Origin of the sequence: Flagellimonas baculiformis (assembly GCF_033441575.1) — a bacterium.
GTDB classification, from domain to species: Bacteria; Bacteroidota; Bacteroidia; order Flavobacteriales; family Flavobacteriaceae; genus Flagellimonas; species Flagellimonas baculiformis.
The window spans coordinates 126,863-147,856 of sequence record NZ_JAUZVW010000008.1 but is presented as its reverse complement, the minus strand read 5'-3'; the positions used below and the strand labels follow the sequence as shown (position 1 = coordinate 147,856).

Here is a 20,994-nt window from a genome sequence, read left to right as displayed (position 1 = left end):
GACTTGAAACCTGGGACTTGAAACCTGGAACTTGATACTTGAACTTGTGCTTGATATCCGAAGTTGGTCATTGGGTTATATGAACTGGAGTTTTAGGATTAGGTGTTCGACACTTGATGCTGGGACTTGACTCTTTGGTTATTTTTAAGGCTATGTGCCAAAAGAAACCTATTTTTGCCGAAAATAGATTACATGGTAACTACAGATCAGCAGAAAGATCTTATTGAGCGCCTTGGTGCGTTAAGGAGGTATCTTTGACATCGATGCCAAACTTATTGAAATAGAGAACGAGGAAGAAAAGACCCTCGCTCCAAGTTTTTGGGACAATCCACAAGAGGCCCAAAAACAAATGCAGTCCCTCAAGTTCAAGAAAAAATGGGTGGAGGACTATGAAGAGGCCAAAACCTTGGTCGGGGACCTCGAGGTTCTGGTGGAGTTCCAACAGGCCGGCGAAGTTTCCGGGGACGAAGTGGCCCTTCAGTTCAAAAAAGCAAAGGAGGCCATCGAGAACCTGGAATTCAAGAACATGCTCTCCGATGAAGGTGACGAACTCACTGCTGTGCTTCAGATAACCGCTGGTGCCGGAGGTACGGAAAGTTGTGATTGGGCATCCATGCTCATGCGGATGTACCTCATGTGGGCCGAAAAAAGTGGCTATACCGTAAAAGAGCTTAACTATCAGGAAGGTGATGTGGCGGGCATAAAGACCGTGACCTTGGAGATTGATGGGGAATATGCCTTTGGATGGCTCAAGGGTGAAAATGGCGTGCACCGGTTGGTGCGCATCTCCCCTTTTGACAGCAATGCCAAAAGGCATACTTCGTTCGCCTCTGTGTATGTATATCCTCTGGTGGACGACACCATTGAAATAGAGATCAATCCTTCGGATATCGAGATCACCACCGCACGCTCCAGTGGCGCGGGTGGACAGAACGTGAACAAGGTGGAGACCAAGGTGCAATTGTACCACAAGCCTACGGGCATACAGATTTCCTGCTCCGACTCCCGTTCCCAGCACGATAACAGGGCAACTGCCCTTAAAATGCTGAAATCCCAGTTGTACGAGATAGAACTGCGGAAAAAGCAGGAGGCACGTGCGGAAATTGAATCCTCCAAGATGAAGATCGAATGGGGTTCGCAGATCCGGAACTATGTGATGCATCCCTACAAATTGGTAAAAGACGTTCGGACCGGTGAGGAAACCGGAAACGTGGATGCCGTGATGGACGGTGAAATCAATCCATTTTTAAAGGCCTATCTGATGATGATGGGACAAAAAGAAGAATAGAAATGTTGAAAATATATCACAATCCCAGATGTGCAAAATCAAGGGAAGGGTTGGAAATCTTGGAGAAATCGGGAAAGGATTTTGAGATCGTCAAATACCTGGAAGATGTTCCCTCCGCCGAAGAACTCAGATCATTGATCGGTCATCTTGGCATTGCCCCCCTCGACCTGGTCCGGAAAAATGAAACCATTTGGAAGGAAAACTATAAGGGAAAAGAACTGTCGGACGACCAGATCATTCGGGCCCTGGCAGAACATCCCAAACTCATTGAACGGCCCATCGTGGTGAAGGGAAGCAAAGCAGTCATAGGAAGGCCGCCCGAGAACATAAAAAAATTGTTATAGCATTGAATTTCAGCGAGAATTCATCATGTAGCATCTTGCAAGTCCAAACAAAATCATATCTTTAAGAATATGAAACGAACACAGACCCTACTTTTTCTTGCCTTTTTATTGGGAATCTTTTCCATAAACGAAGTAGCGGCCCAATATGGCTATGGCTCTCCTTATGGAAGCAGATATGGAAGACAGCGTAGTATGGTCCCACAGGCAGGGCCCACCGAATCCAAAAAAGACGAGACCCCGCCCACCGCTGAAGAAATTGTGGACGAACAGATGCCCTCCATCACCGAGGCACTGGGTCTGGACCCGTTTGAACAGGCCGTGGTCAGGACTTCATTGGTGCAATCCGTGCAGCAACGGATAGAATTGCAGATCTTGCAATTGGAACCTTTGAAAATGAAGGAGGAAATGGAGAAAATAGAAAAGCGGCAGAACGAAGAATTAAAGGCCGGACTGCCCGAGGATAAATACAACGCATTCCTAGATCTTCAGGAAAACAGGTTCAACGCCAAAAAAGCCAAGAAGAAGAAAAAGAAAAAGGATTAACAAATCTTTAAGGTCATTCACAGGCCCAAATCCGTTGTTGGGAGACAATAATTTCTTCACCTCTTTTTTTCCACCCAATTTTGCCACCTAAAATCGAACTATGCGCAGGATTATTATCCCGTTGTTGCTGTTGGCCCTTATTCCATTCACAGGGCAAGCCCAGCAAAACCAAAAATCCATCACCATTTCAGGTAAAATATTGGATTCCGACAGTGGACAACCTTTGGAATACGCCACTTTTGTACTGCAAAAAGCCGACGACCCCAGCCAAGTCACCGGTGGGATCACCGACCCCAGTGGTGCTTTTGAAATTGAAACAGCACCCGGCACCTATAATATCCGTGTGGAATACATTTCCTATAAGACCTATGCCCGAGATGGGCAGACCTACAACTCTTCCATAGATCTCGGCTCCATAAGATTGTCACCCGATGTGGCACAGTTACAAGAAGTGGAAGTGATCGGGGAAAAAACTACCGTCGAGGTGCGTTTGGACAAAAAAATCTATAACATTGGAAAAGATATCACGACCAGTGGTGGAAATGTCAGCGATGCACTCAATAATATCCCATCGGTTTCGGTGGATGTGGAAGGGGGCATCAGTCTTCGGGGGAACGACAACGTCCGAATCTTGATCAATGGAAAACCCTCTGCCCTAGCCGGTTTTGGTTCCACCGATGTGCTGCAGCAATTGCCCGCGGATGCCATTGAAAAAGTGGAAGTGATCACCAGTCCCTCTGCCCGATATGATGCGGAAGGAACGGCGGGTATCCTCAACATCGTCCTTAAAAAAGAAAAGACCTTGGGCATCAACGGTTCTGTGAATGCCACTGTGGGAGTGCCCTTCAATGCCAGGACCACGACCAACTTCAACCTGAGAACGGACAAATTCAATATTTTCAACACCTTGGGATATTTCCGTGGAGAATCCCCTGGAGGTGGCCGTTTTGACAATACTTACCTCAGTGATGCCAGCGAATTTGACAGGATCTTTGAGGACAGGGACATTACCAGAAACAATGAGGGCTTCAACGTGAACATTGGTATGGAATATTTCCTCACGGAGAAATCATCGGTTACCGGTAGTTTTTTCTATCGATGGTCGGACGAAAATGACCTGACCGAAAACGACAACCAACGTTTTGCTGACGGAAACCTCGACAGCCGTACGTTCAGGAGCGAGGACCAAAACGAAAACGACAACAGTTACCAAGTCTCCTTGAACTATACCAATAATTTCAATGATGATGGGCACAAACTGACCGCGGATTTCCAATATTCCTATGATGATGAATCCGTGTTCACCGAGATCCAGGAAAACAATGTGGTCCCCAACCAAAATTTGTTGGCATTGGAAAACATCAATGAAATCCAGACCCAAGACGACATTTTAGCGCAGATAGACTATGTGCTGCCCATGGGCGAAGCCCAATTTGAGGCAGGTTACCGGGGGACGTTTGAAAAAGAGATCAACGATTACCAATTGGACACCCTGAACCAGGGAACTGGAAATTTTGAGACCAATTTGGACCTCACCAACGTGTTCACCTATCATGAAAACGTGAATGCCCTCTATACCCAGTACGGCAACAAATATGGTAAGTTTTCCATGCTCTTGGGTCTCCGTTTGGAAAACACCCAGATGAAGGGTAGCGTGGATTCTGAAATTGACAGTGAGGCATTGGAAGAGATTTTGGGTGAGGATGTGGACTTGAATTTTGACAAGAACTATCTTGGACTGTTCCCTACCGTCAACCTTATTTATGAAATTTCTGAAACCGCCAATGTTTCCGTTGGCTATAACCGAAGGATCAACAGGCCCAGGGGCTGGTTCATCAACCCTTTCCCTTCCCGATCCAGTAGGACCAATGTTTTTCAAGGGAACCCCGATTTGGACCCCGCTTACGCCAACGCGTTTGATATTGGATACTTGAAACGATGGAAAGAGCTTACCTTCACTTCATCGGTTTATTATCAAAGAGAGACCAATTCCTTCGAGCGCATCCAGGAGGAAACGGGCGAAGTGACCTCTGATGGCATCCAGATCATACGATCCATACCCATCAACCTTTCCACCAATGAGCGTATCGGTGCGGAAGCAGGAATGATCTATAGTCCTGTGAAGTGGTTGCGATTGAACAGTAGCTTCAACTTTTTTACGTTCAAGACCGATGGATTTTTCAACGGAGTGGATTATGGTACCGAAAATTCCAGTTGGTTCGCTAGGTTGAGTTCCAAATTTACCCTTCCTGCCAAGATAGATCTGCAAGCCAATTCGTTCTACATGGGTCCACGGCAGAATGCACAGACCAAGGACAAGGCCATGTTCTCCTTGAACCTCGCCATGAGCAAGGATCTCTTCAAGGACAAGGCCACTCTTTCATTGAACGTGAGCGATGTTTTCAATTCCAGGAAACGTAGATCTTTTACACAAACACCTACCTTTACTTCGGACAGTGAGTTCCAATGGAGACAACGACAGGTGAACCTTTCCCTGATCTATAGGTTTAACCAATCCAAGGAACGCAACCGTCAGAATCAAGAAAGACAAGGGGATTATGAGGAAGGTGAAGGACAGTTTTAAAGAGAAAGACCAACCATCCAAGACAAAAAAAGAAGCCAAATTGGCTTCTTTTTTTATTTATTCAATTGGGCCCGTTTGGCCTCTTTTCGTTCTTTATACATTTCCCGTAGGTTGCCGATCAACCAGTAAGGGACCACAAAGGTCAACAAGAAAATCATCAACCAAAACCCGATGGTCAAAATCGTCAAAAAAGCTAAAAAACCTAAATATTGGTCAAATTCAAACATTTTTCTTCCTTTAGTTGAAACAAAGATACCTCGTTCTCCTCAAAAAAAGCAAATCACGGGCCAAAAAAAAGTGCATTTCCCCCAATCCCCTACCAAATAAAAGCCCTATCCACTACCTTTGTGGGTATAAATTTTGAAAAAATGAGTTTTAGGATTGAAAAGGATACCATGGGCGAGGTCAAAGTGCCCGCGGACAAGTATTGGGGAGCACAGACCGAGCGTTCCCGAAACAATTTTAAAATCGGCCCATCGGCATCCATGCCCTTGGATATTGTGTATGGCTTTGCCTATCTGAAAAAGGCGGCAGCCTATGCGAATCATGACCTGGGCGTATTGGGCCAAGAAAAAAGGGACCTTATTGCACAGGTATGTGATGAAATCCTTACGGGCAAGCATGACGACCAATTTCCCTTGGTGATCTGGCAAACGGGTTCCGGCACGCAGAGCAACATGAACGTGAACGAGGTCATTGCCAACAGGGCCCATGAGATTGCAGGCAAAAAAATCGGTGAGGGTGAAAAAACAATACAGCCCAACGACGATGTGAACAAAAGCCAATCCTCCAACGACACCTTCCCGACCGGCATGCACATTGCGGCCTATAAAAAGATTGTGGAAGTGACCATTCCCGGTGTGGAACAACTCAAGAATACTTTGGAGAAAAAGTCCAAGGAGTTCAAAAATGTGGTCAAAATAGGGCGTACCCACCTTATGGACGCCACTCCCCTGACCTTGGGACAGGAGTTTTCGGGCTATGTTTCCCAATTGCAACATGGGATCAAGGCCCTAAAGAACACCTTGCCACATTTGGCGGAACTTGCCCTTGGCGGAACGGCCGTAGGTACAGGTCTGAACACCCCCGAAGGATATGATGTGCTCGTGGCCAAATATATTGCCGAGTTTACCGGACTGCCTTTTGTCACTGCTGAAAATAAATTCGAGGCGCTTGCCGCCCACGATGCCATTGTGGAGAGCCACGGCGCCTTGAAACAATTGGCAGTTTCCTTGAATAAAATTGCGAACGATATACGGATGATGGCTTCCGGCCCTAGATCGGGAATCGGTGAGATCATTATCCCAGCCAATGAACCGGGGAGTTCCATCATGCCCGGAAAAGTGAACCCCACCCAATGCGAGGCCTTGACTATGGTATGCGCCCAGGTGATGGGCAATGATGTGGCCATAGCCGTGGGTGGTACGCAAGGACATTATGAGTTGAACGTGTTCAAACCTATGATGGCGGCCAACATCCTACAATCTGCAGAGTTGCTTGGGGACGCCTGTGTCAGCTTTGATGAGAACTGTGCAGTGGGCATAGAGCCCAACCATGAGGTCATCAAAACTTTATTGAACAATTCGTTGATGCTGGTAACGGCCTTGAACACCAAAATTGGTTACTACAAGGCGGCGGAGATTGCCAATACGGCCCATAAGAACGGGACCACGTTGCGTGAAGAAGCCGTCAATTTAGGATACGTGACCCCGGAAGAGTATGACGAATGGGTGCGCCCTGAGGATATGGTGGGCAGCCTTAAATAGTTTGTGCACGCTTGCATTTTGAAAGGTTTCTTATGTCAAAACCGTCAATTCGAGTGAAATTCCAAAAGGAATTTTGTATCGAGAATCGGTTTTTAGACTGAAAATTTGGTTCTCGATAAAATTTTTCTTCCGAAAAATCACTCGAACTGACAAATTTCAGTCAAAATACCCAACGGATCATTTGTGCAAAAATATATTCAAAAAAAGCCCGTCCTAAATTGGACGGGCTTTTTGGCATTTATGGATAGTGTGTAATTATTTCAACTCGAACTTGGAAGTACCCAACAACTTCAATTTGTTGTCATATACATTTACCATGTAATTTCCTTTAGGGAACTCATCACCAGGTTTGTTGATGTAGTCACAAACATCCAAGGTGCTGTTCTCATAGTAGAAATTGGTTCCTTTGCTATAGGTGATGTTGGCACCTTCCTCGGTGGATTTGGTGTAACTATCTCCCAAAACGTTTCCTTGTGGATCAAGAACTTCAATATAGAATTCTCTGTCACCGGCCTCGGCGATTACGTTATCGGCCACAGTAAAGCATACTTTGAATTTGTCAGTAGCCCTAGCTCTGGAAGTGGATACCAATTTTCCACTGTTTCTTTCCCTAACTGCATCCACAGTAAAGCTGGAAAGGCTAAGTGCAGAACCTCTTTCCACGGCATCGGCCAATTGGGTGTTCTGTACCACTAGGGAATCGTTGAACACTGTTTGCTTCTCCAATTCGGTAAACGTGCTGTCACGTTGCATGGCCAACAAGCTGTTGGATTGTGTCAAGGAATCCACTTGCTTCAATAATTTTTCCCTTTCAGCTTTTAGGACATCCACTTGTCTTCTGTAACGAGACAAAGAAGCGATATCAGCTTTCATTCCTTGTACAGAGTCGATGTACTTTGCAATGTTGTCACGCGCAGCGACCAATTCCTCATTGGTGGCATTGCTCTCCAAAATGGCCTTGTCATACTCAGACTTCAAGTTGTTCAAGTCGGCAACAACCAATTCCTTCTCTTGGGTAAGAGCGTCTGTAGTTTTCTTCTTATCCTGGTAAAGACTCACGGTATAGATGATGGTGCCCAAAAGAACCACACCCAACAATCCTGCTATTACCTTCAATCCGTTGTTATTCTTTGTTTCAGTCATAACTTTTTGTGTTAATTGATTTCTCGTTTAAGGTTTTTAATCAATCGCATTTGGATTATATACGCTTTAGATCAAAATTTGGATTATTAAAGAAAAAAAAACATCAAAAAATATTCATTGAAATACTTATACCTTAATTTTAAAAGGATTTAAAAAAGATGCCACTATGAAAAAAAATATACTTTTTATTGCCAGCGCTCTGTTGATATTCTCTGTTTCGTGCAAGGAAAAGGAGAAAAAGCAGGAAGAAGCTTCGGTAGCTTCCGAAGATGAAGTTGCGGTGGTTGAGGATAATCCCCCTGCCGCTGAAATAATTCCAATCGAACATGCCACTGCGGTTTTGGAATTGGGAGATGTTACCTTATATATAGACCCGGTTGGTGGCAAATCGGTTTTTGAAGGCCAAAAATCCCCTGACCTGATTTTGATCACCGATATCCATGGCGACCACTTCAGCTTGGAGACCCTCCAAGAACTGGACACAGAGAATGCCACGATCGTGCTGCCTCAAGCCGTGGCCGACCAAATTCCTGAGGATTCAGGTTTGAAGCTGGAAATAATGGGCAATGGAGAGACAAGGGAGCTTTCAGGCATTGGCATAGAGGCCATCCCTATGTACAACCTAAGGGAGGAAGCCAAGGATTTCCATGTCAAAGGCAGAGGCAACGGTTATGTGATTACCTTTGGTGATGAGCGCCTCTATTTTTCCGGGGATACGGAGGACATTCCTGAAATGCGTGCCCTTGAAAACATTGACAAGGCCTTTGTGTGCATGAACCTACCCTACACTATGACCGTGGAAAGTGCTGCGGATGCAGTACTCGAGTTCAAGCCCAAAGAGGTATATCCCTATCATTTTAGGGGCAGGCCCGATGTCAGTGATGTGGCAAAGTTCAAACAAATCGTCAACCAAGGAAATCCTGATATCAAAGTGGTGCAATTGGATTGGTATCCCAACGATGATTTTTGACACCACGAAATAATCACAACATTTTACCGTTTACATTACAAACTTATTAACCAAATCTAATACTTGACCATGGCTCCCAAATCCCGTGTTCTAGTAGCATTGGCCTTCTTTTTGGCCATACAGGCTACTTACCCCAACCAATGTGACAATTTTTATTCCAAGGTAACCTATGCCCTCAACCATTGCAAAAAAGCAATGACGGCCACCAATTTCGAGCATCAGATGTACTATGCCGAAAGGGCCTGGGAGGCATTGGAAAACGCCAAATCCTATATGGATGAATGTGATTGTGCCAAGACCGAGGACAAAACCATCGATGCGATGGAAACCTTGGACAAGGCCATTGAGCCTGCCGACTGGGAAGCTGGTCGTTTCTTCACCAAGAAGGGTATGGCCGAGATCAACGAGCTCATCACCTTCATCGACCAATGTACTTTGGGCACATCGACAACTAGTACAATGGTCGTAAATGAGTCTACCCCTAGTGTAGTGCAGGAAACGGGCAGTGCCAATTCCATGGAACTCGAAATGATCAAAGTTTTTGAGAAGCATGCCAGCGATAAGTTACAATCCGCTGAACAGGCCATCCAAAATCTGGTGGAACTGTCCAAGACCATAGGAACAGTCCCTGTTGATGGGAACAATGACCCCAATAGTCTTTCAGCCCATCAAAAAGCTTATCTGGAAAAGGCAAAAAAACTCTTGGAGACCGGATTGAAAAATATGGGTGGAGAATAAATTACTTCCCTACCTCGTCAGTTTTTTATATTTGATACGCTTGGGCATAATATCCGCGCCCAAGCGTTTCTTTTTGTTTTCCTCGTAGTCAGAGAAGGATCCTTCAAAGAAATATACCTGCGAATCCCCTTCAAAGGCAAGGATATGCGTACATATCCTATCCAAGAACCACCTATCGTGGGAGATGATGACCGCACAGCCTGCAAAATTCTCCAGACCTTCTTCCAAAGCCCGAAGGGTGTTCACGTCCAGGTCATTGGTTGGCTCATCCAAAAGCAACACGTTTCCTTCTTCTTTTAGGGTCATCGCCAAATGGAGTCGGTTTCGCTCCCCTCCTGAAAGCATGTTCACCTTCTTGTTCTGTTCGCTTCCAGAAAAATTGAAACGGCTGAGATAGGCCCTGGAATTTACTTGCTTCCCTCCCATCATCACCAATTCCTGTCCATCGCTGAAATTTTCCCAGATGGATTTTTCAGGGTCGATGTTGGAGTGGCTCTGGTCCACATAGGCCAACTTGGCCGTGTCACCTACAACGAACTCTCCTTTATCAGGTGTTTCCTCGCCCATGATCATCCTAAAAATGGTGGTCTTACCGGCACCGTTCGGGCCAATGATTCCCACAATACCCGCTTGGGGCAGCTTAAAGTTCAGGTCTTCATAGAGCAATTTATCACCATAAGCTTTGCTTACTCCCTTGGCTTCGATCACATTGGTGCCCAATCGTGGTCCATTGGGGATATAGATCTCCAACTTCTCCTCTACCTGTTTTTGGTCTTGGCTGAGCAATTTGTCATAGTTGCTCAAACGGGCCTTTTGCTTGGCCTGTCTTCCCTTGGCTCCTTGTCGCACCCATTCCAGTTCTCGTTCCAAGGTCTTTTGACGTTTGGAGGCCTGCTTGCTCTCCTGGGCCAAACGCTTGGCCTTTTGATCCAACCAGCCCGAATAGTTTCCTTTCCATGGAATGCCTTCTCCCCTGTCCAACTCCAAGATCCAACCGGCCACATTGTCCAAAAAGTAACGGTCGTGGGTAACGGCGATCACCGTTCCTTTATATTGTGCCAAATGGTGCTCCAACCAATGCACGGATTCTGCATCCAAGTGGTTGGTAGGCTCATCCAACAGTAGCACATCGGGTTCCTGCAGCAATAAACGGCACAGGGCCACCCTTCTTCTTTCCCCACCGGACAGAACCCCAATTTTCTTGTCGGATTCGGGAGTACGGAGCGCATCCATCGCTATTTCCAACTTGGTGTCGAGTTCCCAAGCGTTGGAAGCATCGATCTGATCTTGGAGCGCGGCCTGCTTGTCCATCAACTTTTGCATTTTGTCCGGGTCCTCATAGACCTCGGGCAGACCGAACATATCGTTGATCTTATTGTATTCGTCCAAAATGGCCACAGTATCGGCCACTCCTTCGCGGACCACTTCGAGAACGGTCTTTTCTTCGTCCAGTTGTGGCTCTTGTTCCAAATAGCCAACAGTATATCCCGGGGAGAAGACCACATCACCCTGATAGTTTTTGTCCACCCCGGCAATGATCTTGAGCAAAGTGGATTTACCGGAACCATTGAGACCCAAGATCCCAATTTTGGCTCCATAGAAAAAGCTCAGGTAGATATTTTTGAGTACGGGAGTATTGGCCGTTTTATAGGTCTTGGTGACCCCGGACATTGAAAAAATGACCTTTTTATCGTCTGACATTGGTTGTGTTTTTAATTATTAGTGAAAAGAAAGGTCACACACGACCCTTGAGGGCATTGAATACCCAAGCAATAGCAAAAAAACCGATACCTACCGCTCCGAAACCATATCCAGCTACTTCATCATATTTGAAGGCACCCAGTGCAATCATTCCCAGTCCTACAAAAATCATGATCCATGTGGCCCAAGCGAGCACCGTGTTCTTGTTCATTCCCATTGTTAATTGTTCTGAAGAAGCCCAAATATCGGAAAAAATGGAATAATGCAAATGCTAGATCAAAGGTTTTTATAGCTCGAAAGGAAACCTTATCCCACATTTCCTACGAACCCTATCAAGCAATTCCGCTATATCCAGACTATTTTGATGTGACCATAGTCCACTTTCTGTCTTGCCCGCCCTGATGCATTGGTTCACCTCATTTATTTCATAGAAATATCCCGTGCCCTGGAGCGGAAGATCGAACTCTTCCATCACTCCGTTTTTCACCAAAGAGAATCCATTGGCTTCATGCCATCTGGGGCGAAGATACACCTCTCCTTGGGTTCCGGAAATCTCGGCCTCCATTTTGGACCTTCCGCTAAAACCACTATACAAGAGGGCTTGTGCACTAGGATAATAAAAAATCATTGAGGTCTGCAATTCGGTACCGTTTTCATGGAAAGTGGATACTGCCTCCACTCTTTCCGGCATTCCCAAGACAAAGTACGCCAAGAAGATCGGATAGATACCAATATCCAACAACGATCCAGAAGCTAGGTTTGGGTTGAGCAAGCGGGAATCCATACCCCTATCCAGGGCATAAAACGCAAAATCGGCATGAAGGTATGTGATCTCCCCCAGGGTGCCATCTTCCACGAGTTCCTTTACTTTTTGTATGGTAGGATTGAACCTGGACCAAAGGGCCTCCATCATGAACACCTTGTTCTTTTTTGCAGCTTCCACAATCTCAACCACCTCCTTTCTGTTGACGCCCAAAGGTTTTTCGCAGAGCACATGTTTACCCTTTTCCATGGCCTTTATGGCCAATTCCTTATGGAAATTGTGAGGAGTGGCGATGTACAGTACATCCACTACATCCGAGTCGAAAAGTTCATCATAATTGCCAAATACGTGGGCGATATTGAAGGTTGATGCAAAACTTTGTGCCCTTTCCAAAGACCTGGACGCTACGGCAGTGATTTCCGCATCCTGCACCAGTTTTAAGTCTTCAATGAATTTTGTGGCTATCTTTCCCGGGCCCACAATGCCCCATTTGATCTTGTTGTCCATATAACATCAAAAGTAATGATTCCCAACATGCTTTCAGACGTGCAAGTCAATTCGAGTGATTTTTGGAGCGATTGCGAGAAAAATTGCCTGCCTGCCGGCAAAGGCAGGTATCGAGAATGTTCATTTTCCTATATATACCCTAGTTCTCGATACTTTTTCACAAGTGAAAAAACTCGAACTGACAACTCGCTCCAACAATATATCCCAAAAAGCAATAAAGGTTAATTCCTATAACTCCTTATCTTTAGCCGACTAAACGAATTTGTGGAACCATGGACATCAATTTCAACAAAAACGAAGACCATAATAAACTAATGCTATCGGACCTTAGGCGAAGATTGGCACAAGTGAAATTGGGGGGAGGCAAAAAGCGCATCGAGAACCATCATGCCAAAGGCAAGATGACGGCCAGGGAGCGTATCGATTATTTGTTGGACAAGGATGCACCTTCCATTGAAATCGGTGCTTTTGCAGGGGAAGGAATGTACGAGGAACACGGTGGTTGCCCATCAGGTGGTGTAGTCGTGAAAATTGGTTATGTGCAGGGAAAACAATGCATAATTGTCGCTAATGATGCCACTGTGAAAGCCGGGGCATGGTTCCCCATCACGGGAAAGAAAAACCTCAGGGCACAGGAAATTTCCATTGAGAACAGGTTGCCCATCATCTATTTGGTGGACAGTGCTGGGGTTTACCTGCCCATGCAGGATGAAATATTTCCAGATAAGGAACATTTTGGGCGCATTTTTAGGAACAATGCGGTGATGAGCAGCATGGGCATTACCCAAATTTCTGCGGTCATGGGAAGTTGTGTGGCCGGTGGGGCCTACTTACCCATTATGAGCGACGAAGCCTTGATCGTGGATAAAACGGGAAGTATTTTCTTGGCAGGAAGTTATTTGGTGAAGGCGGCCATCGGGGAAAGTATTGACAACGAAACGCTGGGCGGTGCCACAACACATTCCGAGATCAGCGGGGTCACCGATTATAAGGCCAAGGACGATAAGGATGCCTTGGATAAGATCAAGAACATCGTCAGCAAGATCGGGGATTTTGAAAAGGCCGGTTTCAATCGTATGGAAGCCAAAAAACCTACGGAAAACCCAGAAGACATTTATGGCATCCTCCCTTCTTCGCGTAGTGACCAATACGATATGCTGGAAATCATCAAACGTTTGGTGGACGATTCCGAATTTGAACAATATAAGGAAGGCTATGGCAAGACCATTTTGACCGGTTATGCCCGTATCGATGGTTGGGCCGTGGGCATTGTGGCCAACCAACGCAAGGTAGTAAAGACAAAACAGGGCGAAATGCAGTTTGGCGGGGTCATCTATTCCGATTCTGCGGACAAGGCCACCCGTTTCATTGCCAATTGCAACCAAAAGAAAATCCCGCTCGTGTTTCTTCAGGATGTCACCGGTTTTATGGTGGGCAGTAAAAGTGAACATGGAGGCATCATCAAAGATGGTGCAAAAATGGTGAATGCCGTGAGTAATTCCGTCGTGCCCAAATTCACGATTGTGATTGGCAACAGTTATGGTGCCGGGAACTATGCCATGTGCGGAAAAGCATATGATCCGAGATTGATCGTGGCTTGGCCCAGTGCGGAACTTGCCGTAATGAGTGGAAATTCAGCAGCAAAAGTACTGATGCAGATAGAGAAGGCCAGTTTGGAAAAAAATGGGGAGCCTTTAGATCCAGAAAAGGAAAAAGCGCTTTTTGACAAGATCAAGAAACGGTATGATGACCAAATTTCACCCTATCATGCCGCTGCCCGATTGTGGACAGATGCCATTATAGACCCTATGGACACCCGAAAATGGATCTCCATGGGAATCGAGGCGGCCAACCATGCCCCTATTGAGAAACAGTTCAACCTAGGCGTGTTGCAGGTGTGACCTAACCCTAATTTCCCAATTGTGGCTTGGGCCTAGGAATCAATAGCAACTCGGTCTGTCGTCCATTTACGTATCGGAATCCCTCCTCACCGAAGAAACCTGCTTCTTCCAGCATGATGCGGATGTCGCGCTTCCATTCCGGGATATGGACCGTGGTATTGAGTTCAATGGCATAGACGGTGTTCGGGTTGAGCGGATAGTTCTCGCCATCATCCTTCATGACGCCTCCTTGTGCATCCCACATACCGATAGTGGTGCCCGCAGAATGCCCATACGTGCCCAATGGATGGGTATAAATGGAGGGACGTAGCCCCGCATCCTTTGCTTCTTGCAGTGCTTTGGCCAAAATAGCGTTCCCGACTTTCCCCTCGACCATGTTCTGGGTCAAAAAGTCCTGCACACGATTGCCGTCGTTCAAGGCCTCCACCAAAAATGAAGGAGGTGTTTTTTCCTCTGGCTTCAACACATAGGCCAACTCTTGACAATCGGTGTTGAGCCGTAGGTAAGTAATTCCAAAATCACAATGGAGCAAGTCTCCCGGTTGTATCACCATATTGTCCGGTCTCCCTGAAAATGAATAGAGATGGCTGACCAATTCCTCACTTGTCCTTTGGATGTCCACTGTGGGATGGAACCAGGTTTCCAGGCCCAGATTGGTCACTTTTTGACGCATCCACCATTCCACCTCAGTCGTGGTCGTAATCCCGGGTGTGATGACCTTTTCAGAGAAGGCTTCGGCAATGATGTCATGGGTAATGTCCACCAATTGGTTATAAATGACCATTTCCCTCGGGGTACGGGTCTCGATCCAACGCACTGCCAATTGTTCGGCAGATACAACCTTGGAATGGTATTTTTTGGGCAGATTGGCCATGAATTCGTCATAATCGGTCTTGTCCAATCCGTCCGCAATATTGTGGTCCTTTGAAAAATTGAGCCCAATCTTATTCGGATTCCGTTCCGAAATGAGTTCCATCAACCTTTTCCATTGGTCAGGTTCCTTATCCTTGTCCCAAGCTGAACGGATGCTCTTGCCGACATCATAGCGGGCCACCGCCAACTTATCAATGGTATTCTTTGCCGTGTTACGGTAAAAAAGAAGGATGGTCCTCCGTCTGGCGTTCAACCATGTGGCGGGCAGCATGGTGCGTATGACAGGGTCTTCATTGTATTCCCTGGAAATGACAATCCACATATCAATACCGGTCTTGTCCATCAGATCTGGAAGCAAATGATTGAAACGTTCCTCCAAGATTTCGTCCACTACCTTGGCCCGCTCCACTTCGGGGAGAATTTGTTGGGAGAACATGATAGTGGGCAATACAAACAGAATGAGTTGAATGGTTTTTCGCATGGTTGATTTTTAGCTGAAAATACAGCTTTTGGCAGAAATAAAAAAAGTGCCCTAAGGCACTTTTTAGAGACTATTTGGATATAATTTGACCAGCCGGACAAACTCAGCCCTATAACCATCCTTGTCAAACTTCAGCCCTTTCTCCGCAAGGGAAATAACATCCTCCAAGTTACTGCCATTGGTATATTGCGATTTTCTAAGATGTAGCCCAAATAAGGCGACTGCTGCTGCAAAACTAGAATCAGACGAAATCTCATTTAGCTCATTGTCAACACTGTGTGAAATCTCAATGCTCTTGTCCCCGTCGGGCTTCTTATATCTAAACTTTACGGTCAACAATTCATTGGACACTCCAGAACTTCCGTTCTTGGAATATTTTAAATCGTGAACTGGCTTCATGTAGGGACTATCCACTCCAATGGGTATAATTTCATAGAGAGCAGTTACGGTATGACCGCTTCCCAATTCTCCTGCATCCTTGGTATCATCAATAAAGTCTTCGTCTTCTAGCATTCTATTCTCATACCCGATCAAACGATACCCTTTGACAATCGCAGGATTAAACTCGACTTGTATTTTTACATCTTTGGCAATGGTATATAAAGTGCCTCCAAACTCTTGTCCAAAAACTTTTTGTGCCTCTTGCATAGTGTCTATATAAGCGTGGTTCCCATTTCCTTTATCTGCCAGCTTCTCCATTTTGGAATCTTTGTAATTCCCCATTCCAAAACCAAGTACAGATAAGAAAACACCTGTTTTACGCTTTTCTTCAATCAGTTTTTCCATATCCTTGTCACTTGAGGGGCCCACGTTGAAATCTCCATCAGTTGCCAAGATTACCCTGTTGTTCCCATTTTTGATGAAGTTCCTTTCAGCTAGACTATAAGCTAATTCTATTCCTGCCCCGCCAGCCGTTGAACCTCCCGATTCCAAGTTATCAATGGCATTTATGATTTCTTCTTTTTTATCTCCTCGTGTAGGTTTCAAAACCTCACCGGCAGCTCCGGCATACACGACAATGGACACCTTGTCTTTTTCCCTCAACTGATTGACCAACAGCTTGAAGGCTGATTTCAGCAATGGTAACTTATTGGCACTGCCCATGGAACCTGAAACATCAATTAAAAAAGTAAGGTTTGAAGGAGGAAGTTCTTCATCTAAATAGGTCTTCCCCTGAAGCCCTATCCTGACCAATTTGGTGTCTTTGTTCCAAGGCGTACGTACGACTTCTGTATTGATTGAAAATGGATGTTCCGTTGGTTGAGGGTATTGATACGTAAAATAGTTGACCATTTCTTCAATTTTTACAGCATCAACAGGGATATCCTGACCATTGTTGATCATTCTCCTGATATTGCTATAGGAAGCTTTGTCCACATCTATCGAAAAGGTAGACAAGGGGTTCAATGATACATGCTCAAAATTGTTCTCGGTTATTTGCGCATAATTTTCATCATTTACGATTTGATAGTTTCCTTTTTTGGTGGTAATCACAATACAGCCATCTTTTGCAGATGAACCAAAAAGTTGTCGTGCTTTTGCGCCTTTATAAATGTTTATTTTATCAATGGTTGATGGATCTAACTTTTGTATTACTTCGTTGTTCATTTTCTGAATGGGGACGCCGTCAACAATATATAAGGGCACTTCCGTTTTTTTGATGGCTGCAGCACCCCTGATTTTAATGTTGGGAGTGGCACTATTTGAAACTATATTTTTCCCGGGCACCGTCCCTTGCAATACCTGTGCTATGGATTGGTGATATGATCTTTGCTTTTGACGTTCTATTTGAGCAGGTGACTGCACAGATGTGACGGCATATCCTAAAGCCTTTTTCTCCCTTTTTATGCCGTAGCCAACCACTACAATTTCATCCAACTTTTGGGCATCCTCCTCCATTTGTACATTGACTGTTTTGCTCTCCCCAATCTTTACTTCCAATGTTTTGAAGCCAATGAAGGAAAAAACCAATGTCTGGCCTTTTTGGGCCACAATACTGTACTGACCATCAAAATTGGTCTGGGTTCCTTTCGAGGTCCCTTTCACGATCACATTCACTCCAGGAATCGGGGTGTTGGTAGCATCCGTCACCACACCCGAAACCAGATGCTCTTGTGCGGTAACCTGTAGGCAAAACGCCAGCAGAAAAAGTAAAACTTGATTTTTCATAATTGACACGGTTTTTAGATTTACCCCTAACCTATCATGAAAAACCAAAAAGGAAAATTCGGAATGAGTTATCCCGAGCAGTGATGAAGTGAACGCAACTTTTGGGTGAGTTTAGCGAATAATCGTTGCCAGCGTTTTGGAACGATCTATCTTTTTCGTGGATGTCTCAGAAAAAGTCCTTACTACGAAAACTTTCTTGGGCATCTCGTATTTGGAGAGACTTTTCAATCCTTTGATTTGGTTCATTAGTGTCTTTTCATCAAAAGGTTCAGGGTCGGCTTCCACGACCAGCACCAATTGCCGACCCAAGGTTTCGTCCGGTATTCCGGCAACAAAAAAGCGGGTTTTCAAGATGGCGGCCAACTTGTCCTCAATGACTTCGGGAACCAGCTTGACGCCCCCGGAATTGATGATCGCATCGAATCGACCCAACCATTTGAAATGATTCTGACCCACCAGCTCCACCAAATCATTGGTGATGACTTTCTCCTCGGAAATCTTGGGAGCATCGATGACCAAGCACCCTCTCTCGTCCGTAGTGACGCTGATGTCTGACAGGGTTTCAAAATAATCCTGTGGCTCAGGAGCAATTTCTTTGACAGCGATATGGGTGATGGTCTCCGTCATCCCATATGTTTCATAAACTTTGGTGGAGAGCAATCCCAATTGGTTCTTCAGCGTGGCATCAACTGGGGCGCCCCCAACGATCAAAGTACTCACCCGATGCAATTGGTCCAACGACTTTTGGGCCTGCATAGGCACCATCGCCACAAAATCATAAGCTTTTCCGTTGAAGACCAAAGGTGTGGACGAAGGTTCCACAACATCCAGATGCAATCCTAGGACCATGGCCCTGACAAGCATCATCTTTCCGGCAATGCCAGTGGATGGAAGGCATAAAAGAGCCTTCTGTTTGGGTTTCAATTGAAAATAGGTCGCTGTGGCCAAGGCTGAATTGACCATCTGCTCCTTGTTGAGGGTGATTTTTTTGGGTTTCCCTGTAGAACCCGAAGTACTGACTTCCAAAGTAGATGCATCCGATGCCCAGTCCACTAAAAACTCGCCCAATGGGACCTCGAATGGAGCCCCTTCCTTTGTCAAACTGTAGCCCATCTCGGACAGGTCCCCCAGAACCAAGGAAAACCCATTGAACCTAAAATCAGGATGGATGTTATGCCAAATTGGATTCTCCATCGCTAAGGGCCACAAATTCTTCCTTGCTCAACACTCTTCCGAAAAGCCTGTCCTTCCAGTTTTTCCATTTATATACTTTGGAAAAAATGAACAGCAATATGGGAAAGACAACAAATACGGGCATGATAGCATCCCACCCCAATTCAGGCTCCGAAATGTCCTTATAAATGGAATTGGTCTGAAATGCGGTCCAATCGGCAGTGACCAAAAGGGCAGTGATGAGGTTATTGGCGGCATGAAAGCCCAGGGCCAGCTCCAAACCCTCGTCCATAAGGGTCAAAATGCCCAAAAAGAATCCCGTTCCAATATAGTAGATGAGCAGACTGTACCCCAATTTTTCCACTTCCGGATTGGCAATGTGCATCAATCCAAATAAAGTGGATGTGACCACCAAGGGCAACCACCGGTTTCTGACCGCCAGCCCCAACCCCTGCATCATATGTCCACGGAACAAGTATTCCTCAAAACTCGTCTGCAACGGAATCAAAAGGATGGCAATGATGGCCAAGGGAATGAACTTCATCAAATCGAAATTCAGTACATAATCCTCGGGAGAAGAATAGATATCGATGCCTGTAAGCACAATCGTGATCACGCTCCATAATCCAAATGCGAAAAAAATCCGCTTCCAGTCAATTCGCTTTCTCGAAGTCGTCAATGCCGTTATCGACTGCTGATGGACAAATACTGTCCATCCCAAGACCACAAAAAAACCGGCCACCAAAGGTGCCAAAAGAATAATCAGTACCATATTCGAGCCTACCCGCTCAATTAACTTCTGCATCATCACCTCAATATCAATGTTCGAATTGACAGTGACAATATAATTGTACACCATAAAACCAATAAAGCCCAGTGGGAGCACCAAATACTTCCAAAGACCTTCGTTTCCTTTATACACTTGTTCTATGTACATATTTTTTTGATTAAATCCACATTCCATTCCTTGGTGTTTCCATACACCAGTTTTCCGCCAACCACCTGCAATGGGCTTTCTATGTTGTTGGTGTACAAACTCCCCGTTCCCAATCCTTGGGGCATATTGTTGTTTTGGGTGAATGTCCATTGCGCTATGGCGTTCAGGCCTATATTGCTTTCCAAGGCACTGGTGATCCACCACCCTATTTGTTGCTTTTCCGCCAGTTCTATCCATTGCTGGCTCCCTGCGAAACCGCCCACCAAACTCGGCTTCAATATCATATATTGTGGTTGTATGGTTTGTAGCAATTTCTGTTTTTGTGTTACAGAAAAAATGCCAATCAATTCTTCATCCAAAGCGATGGGCAAAGGGGTGTCTTCACAAAGCTCTGCCATGGCATCCCACTGTCCTTGCCGTATGGGCTGTTCAATGGAATGGATGCTGAACGCTGATAATCGCTCAAGTTTTTCCATAGCTTCCTCCACAGAAAAAGCCCCGTTGGCATCTACCCTTAGTTCAATCTCATCTGGGGAAAAGTTGTTTCGGATGGATCTCAAGATGGAAAGTTCCTTTTCAAACTCAATGGCCCCAATCTTCATTTTGATACACAGGAAACCTTCCTTGAGCTTCTGTTCCAGTTGTTGGAGCATGTATGCCTCGTTACCCATCCAAATGAGCCCATTTATGGGAATGGGTGCTTGTTTTTGGGTAAAATCTGATGGAAAAAGTTCAAAAGGGTCATTGGCCGCCACCGAAAGAAAAACCTGCTCCAGACCAAATTGGATCGAAGGGTATTCCATCAATCTGTTTAGCAATGGTTCCAGACCCAAATGGATGTTCTTGCAGGTCCATGCCAGTTTTTCCTCGTAATCTGGCATATCGTCAACGCTCAGTCCGCGTAGAATGCCGCACTCCCCTATTCCAAAGCGTCCATGGTCCCGAAGCACCAAAAACCAGGTTTCCTTCTGGGTCAATATGCCGCGGGAGGTACCGCTTGGCACTTTAAAATCAAGGGTGTACTTCTTGTAGCTTGCTTCCATGGAATGGTCCCAAATGTAACCATATTTTGGGTCTTAGCGACAATCACTGGATGCAGTAATGTGTTGAATC

General features: G+C 45.5%; 17 protein-coding genes. 8 read left to right on the top strand and 9 right to left on the bottom strand.

The window, feature by feature from the left end; translation table 11 throughout:
* Window positions 1–192 precede the first annotated feature (192 nt).
* The 5 genes from prfB (at window position 193) to fumC (ending at window position 6,525) form a co-directional block, all read left to right on the top strand.
* A protein-coding gene (prfB, locus tag SD450_RS12720) for a peptide chain release factor 2 (protein ID WP_318344828.1) occupies window positions 193–1,288 on the top strand; the annotation gives its coding sequence in 2 pieces (ribosomal slippage) (window positions 193–255 and window positions 257–1,288; 1,095 coding nt in all).
* 2 nt (window positions 1,289–1,290) lie between these two features.
* Window positions 1,291–1,632 (top strand): arsenate reductase (glutaredoxin), encoded by a 342-nt coding sequence (arsC, locus tag SD450_RS12715; protein WP_318344827.1) that lies wholly within the window; start codon window positions 1,291–1,293, stop codon window positions 1,630–1,632.
* A 69-nt stretch (window positions 1,633–1,701) separates the two neighbouring features.
* On the top strand, window positions 1,702–2,175 hold the full coding sequence (locus SD450_RS12710; RefSeq protein WP_318344826.1) for a hypothetical protein: 474 nt from the start codon (window positions 1,702–1,704) through the stop codon (window positions 2,173–2,175).
* A 100-nt stretch (window positions 2,176–2,275) separates the two neighbouring features.
* The gene (locus tag SD450_RS12705; protein ID WP_318344825.1) at window positions 2,276–4,759 is read left to right on the top strand and encodes an outer membrane beta-barrel family protein; all 2,484 of its coding nucleotides are present in this window, start codon (window positions 2,276–2,278) and stop codon (window positions 4,757–4,759) included.
* A gap of 368 nt (window positions 4,760–5,127) precedes the next feature.
* Entirely contained in the window at window positions 5,128–6,525 is a 1,398-nt protein-coding gene (fumC, locus tag SD450_RS12700) for a class II fumarate hydratase (protein WP_318344824.1), read from the top strand.
* Window positions 6,526–6,780: 255 nt separating this feature from the next.
* Here fumC and SD450_RS12695 read toward each other — a convergent pair whose 3' ends face one another.
* Window positions 6,781–7,668: a hypothetical protein gene (locus SD450_RS12695; protein ID WP_318344823.1), complete on the bottom strand. Its 888-nt coding sequence runs from the start codon at window positions 7,666–7,668 to the stop codon at window positions 6,781–6,783.
* Between the two features lie 166 nt (window positions 7,669–7,834).
* Here SD450_RS12695 and SD450_RS12690 point away from each other — a divergent pair, with 166 nt between their 5' ends.
* Together SD450_RS12690 and SD450_RS12685 are read left to right on the top strand one after the other, a co-directional pair.
* On the top strand, window positions 7,835–8,638 hold the full coding sequence (locus tag SD450_RS12690; protein WP_318344822.1) for an MBL fold metallo-hydrolase: 804 nt from the start codon (window positions 7,835–7,837) through the stop codon (window positions 8,636–8,638).
* Between the two features lie 69 nt (window positions 8,639–8,707).
* The gene (locus SD450_RS12685; RefSeq protein WP_318344821.1) at window positions 8,708–9,376 is read left to right on the top strand and encodes a hypothetical protein; all 669 of its coding nucleotides are present in this window, start codon (window positions 8,708–8,710) and stop codon (window positions 9,374–9,376) included.
* Between the two features lie 9 nt (window positions 9,377–9,385).
* Here SD450_RS12685 and ettA read toward each other — a convergent pair whose 3' ends face one another.
* The 3 genes from ettA to SD450_RS12670 form a co-directional block, all read right to left on the bottom strand.
* Window positions 9,386–11,077 (bottom strand): energy-dependent translational throttle protein EttA, encoded by a 1,692-nt coding sequence (gene ettA, locus SD450_RS12680; protein WP_318344820.1) that lies wholly within the window; start codon window positions 11,075–11,077, stop codon window positions 9,386–9,388.
* 34 nt (window positions 11,078–11,111) lie between these two features.
* Complete coding sequence (locus SD450_RS12675) at window positions 11,112–11,288, bottom strand: CAL67264 family membrane protein (protein WP_164731607.1); 177 nt, start codon at window positions 11,286–11,288, stop codon at window positions 11,112–11,114.
* Between the two features lie 75 nt (window positions 11,289–11,363).
* Window positions 11,364–12,347, bottom strand: coding sequence for a Gfo/Idh/MocA family protein (locus SD450_RS12670; protein WP_318344819.1), 984 nt, complete (start codon window positions 12,345–12,347; stop codon window positions 11,364–11,366).
* Window positions 12,348–12,619: 272 nt separating this feature from the next.
* Between SD450_RS12670 and SD450_RS12665 the strand changes: the two genes are divergently transcribed.
* Window positions 12,620–14,248: an acyl-CoA carboxylase subunit beta gene (locus SD450_RS12665; protein ID WP_318344818.1), complete on the top strand. Its 1,629-nt coding sequence runs from the start codon at window positions 12,620–12,622 to the stop codon at window positions 14,246–14,248.
* A gap of 7 nt (window positions 14,249–14,255) precedes the next feature.
* Here SD450_RS12665 and SD450_RS12660 read toward each other — a convergent pair whose 3' ends face one another.
* The 5 genes from SD450_RS12660 to SD450_RS12640 form a co-directional block, all read right to left on the bottom strand.
* The gene (locus SD450_RS12660) at window positions 14,256–15,602 is read right to left on the bottom strand and encodes a M24 family metallopeptidase (protein WP_318344817.1); all 1,347 of its coding nucleotides are present in this window, start codon (window positions 15,600–15,602) and stop codon (window positions 14,256–14,258) included.
* Between the two features lie 63 nt (window positions 15,603–15,665).
* A complete protein-coding gene (locus tag SD450_RS12655) occupies window positions 15,666–17,771 on the bottom strand; it encodes a YfbK domain-containing protein (RefSeq protein WP_318344816.1) in 2,106 nt (701 codons plus the stop codon).
* Between the two features lie 111 nt (window positions 17,772–17,882).
* Complete coding sequence (locus tag SD450_RS12650; RefSeq protein WP_318344815.1) at window positions 17,883–18,965, bottom strand: AMP-binding protein; 1,083 nt, start codon at window positions 18,963–18,965, stop codon at window positions 17,883–17,885.
* Window positions 18,943–19,881, bottom strand: coding sequence for a CPBP family intramembrane glutamic endopeptidase (locus SD450_RS12645; RefSeq protein WP_318344814.1), 939 nt, complete (start codon window positions 19,879–19,881; stop codon window positions 18,943–18,945). The genes SD450_RS12650 and SD450_RS12645 overlap by 23 nt, the downstream gene beginning before the upstream one ends.
* Complete coding sequence (locus SD450_RS12640; RefSeq protein WP_318344813.1) at window positions 19,872–20,924, bottom strand: o-succinylbenzoate synthase; 1,053 nt, start codon at window positions 20,922–20,924, stop codon at window positions 19,872–19,874. Before SD450_RS12640 ends, SD450_RS12645 begins: the two co-directional genes overlap by 10 nt.
* Between the last annotated feature and the right edge of the window lie 70 nt (window positions 20,925–20,994).

What these genes read in the sequence shown, in the direction of transcription:
- arsC (WP_318344827.1), top strand. Translation starts at nt 1,291, where the DNA reads ATGTTGAAAATATATCACAATCCCAGATGTGCAAAATCAAGGGAAGGG.
- SD450_RS12710 (WP_318344826.1), top strand. Translation starts at nt 1,702, where the DNA reads ATGAAACGAACACAGACCCTACTTTTTCTTGCCTTTTTATTGGGAATC.
- SD450_RS12705 (WP_318344825.1), top strand. Translation starts at nt 2,276, where the DNA reads ATGCGCAGGATTATTATCCCGTTGTTGCTGTTGGCCCTTATTCCATTC.
- fumC (WP_318344824.1), top strand. Translation starts at nt 5,128, where the DNA reads ATGAGTTTTAGGATTGAAAAGGATACCATGGGCGAGGTCAAAGTGCCC.
- SD450_RS12695 (WP_318344823.1), bottom strand. Translation starts at nt 7,668, where the DNA reads ATGACTGAAACAAAGAATAACAACGGATTGAAGGTAATAGCAGGATTG.
- SD450_RS12690 (WP_318344822.1), top strand. Translation starts at nt 7,835, where the DNA reads ATGAAAAAAAATATACTTTTTATTGCCAGCGCTCTGTTGATATTCTCT.
- SD450_RS12685 (WP_318344821.1), top strand. Translation starts at nt 8,708, where the DNA reads ATGGCTCCCAAATCCCGTGTTCTAGTAGCATTGGCCTTCTTTTTGGCC.
- ettA (WP_318344820.1), bottom strand. Translation starts at nt 11,077, where the DNA reads ATGTCAGACGATAAAAAGGTCATTTTTTCAATGTCCGGGGTCACCAAG.
- SD450_RS12675 (WP_164731607.1), bottom strand. Translation starts at nt 11,288, where the DNA reads ATGAACAAGAACACGGTGCTCGCTTGGGCCACATGGATCATGATTTTT.
- SD450_RS12670 (WP_318344819.1), bottom strand. Translation starts at nt 12,347, where the DNA reads ATGGACAACAAGATCAAATGGGGCATTGTGGGCCCGGGAAAGATAGCC.
- SD450_RS12665 (WP_318344818.1), top strand. Translation starts at nt 12,620, where the DNA reads ATGGACATCAATTTCAACAAAAACGAAGACCATAATAAACTAATGCTA.
- SD450_RS12660 (WP_318344817.1), bottom strand. Translation starts at nt 15,602, where the DNA reads ATGCGAAAAACCATTCAACTCATTCTGTTTGTATTGCCCACTATCATG.
- SD450_RS12655 (WP_318344816.1), bottom strand. Translation starts at nt 17,771, where the DNA reads ATGAAAAATCAAGTTTTACTTTTTCTGCTGGCGTTTTGCCTACAGGTT.
- SD450_RS12650 (WP_318344815.1), bottom strand. Translation starts at nt 18,965, where the DNA reads ATGGAGAATCCAATTTGGCATAACATCCATCCTGATTTTAGGTTCAAT.
- SD450_RS12645 (WP_318344814.1), bottom strand. Translation starts at nt 19,881, where the DNA reads ATGTACATAGAACAAGTGTATAAAGGAAACGAAGGTCTTTGGAAGTAT.
- SD450_RS12640 (WP_318344813.1), bottom strand. Translation starts at nt 20,924, where the DNA reads ATGGAAGCAAGCTACAAGAAGTACACCCTTGATTTTAAAGTGCCAAGC.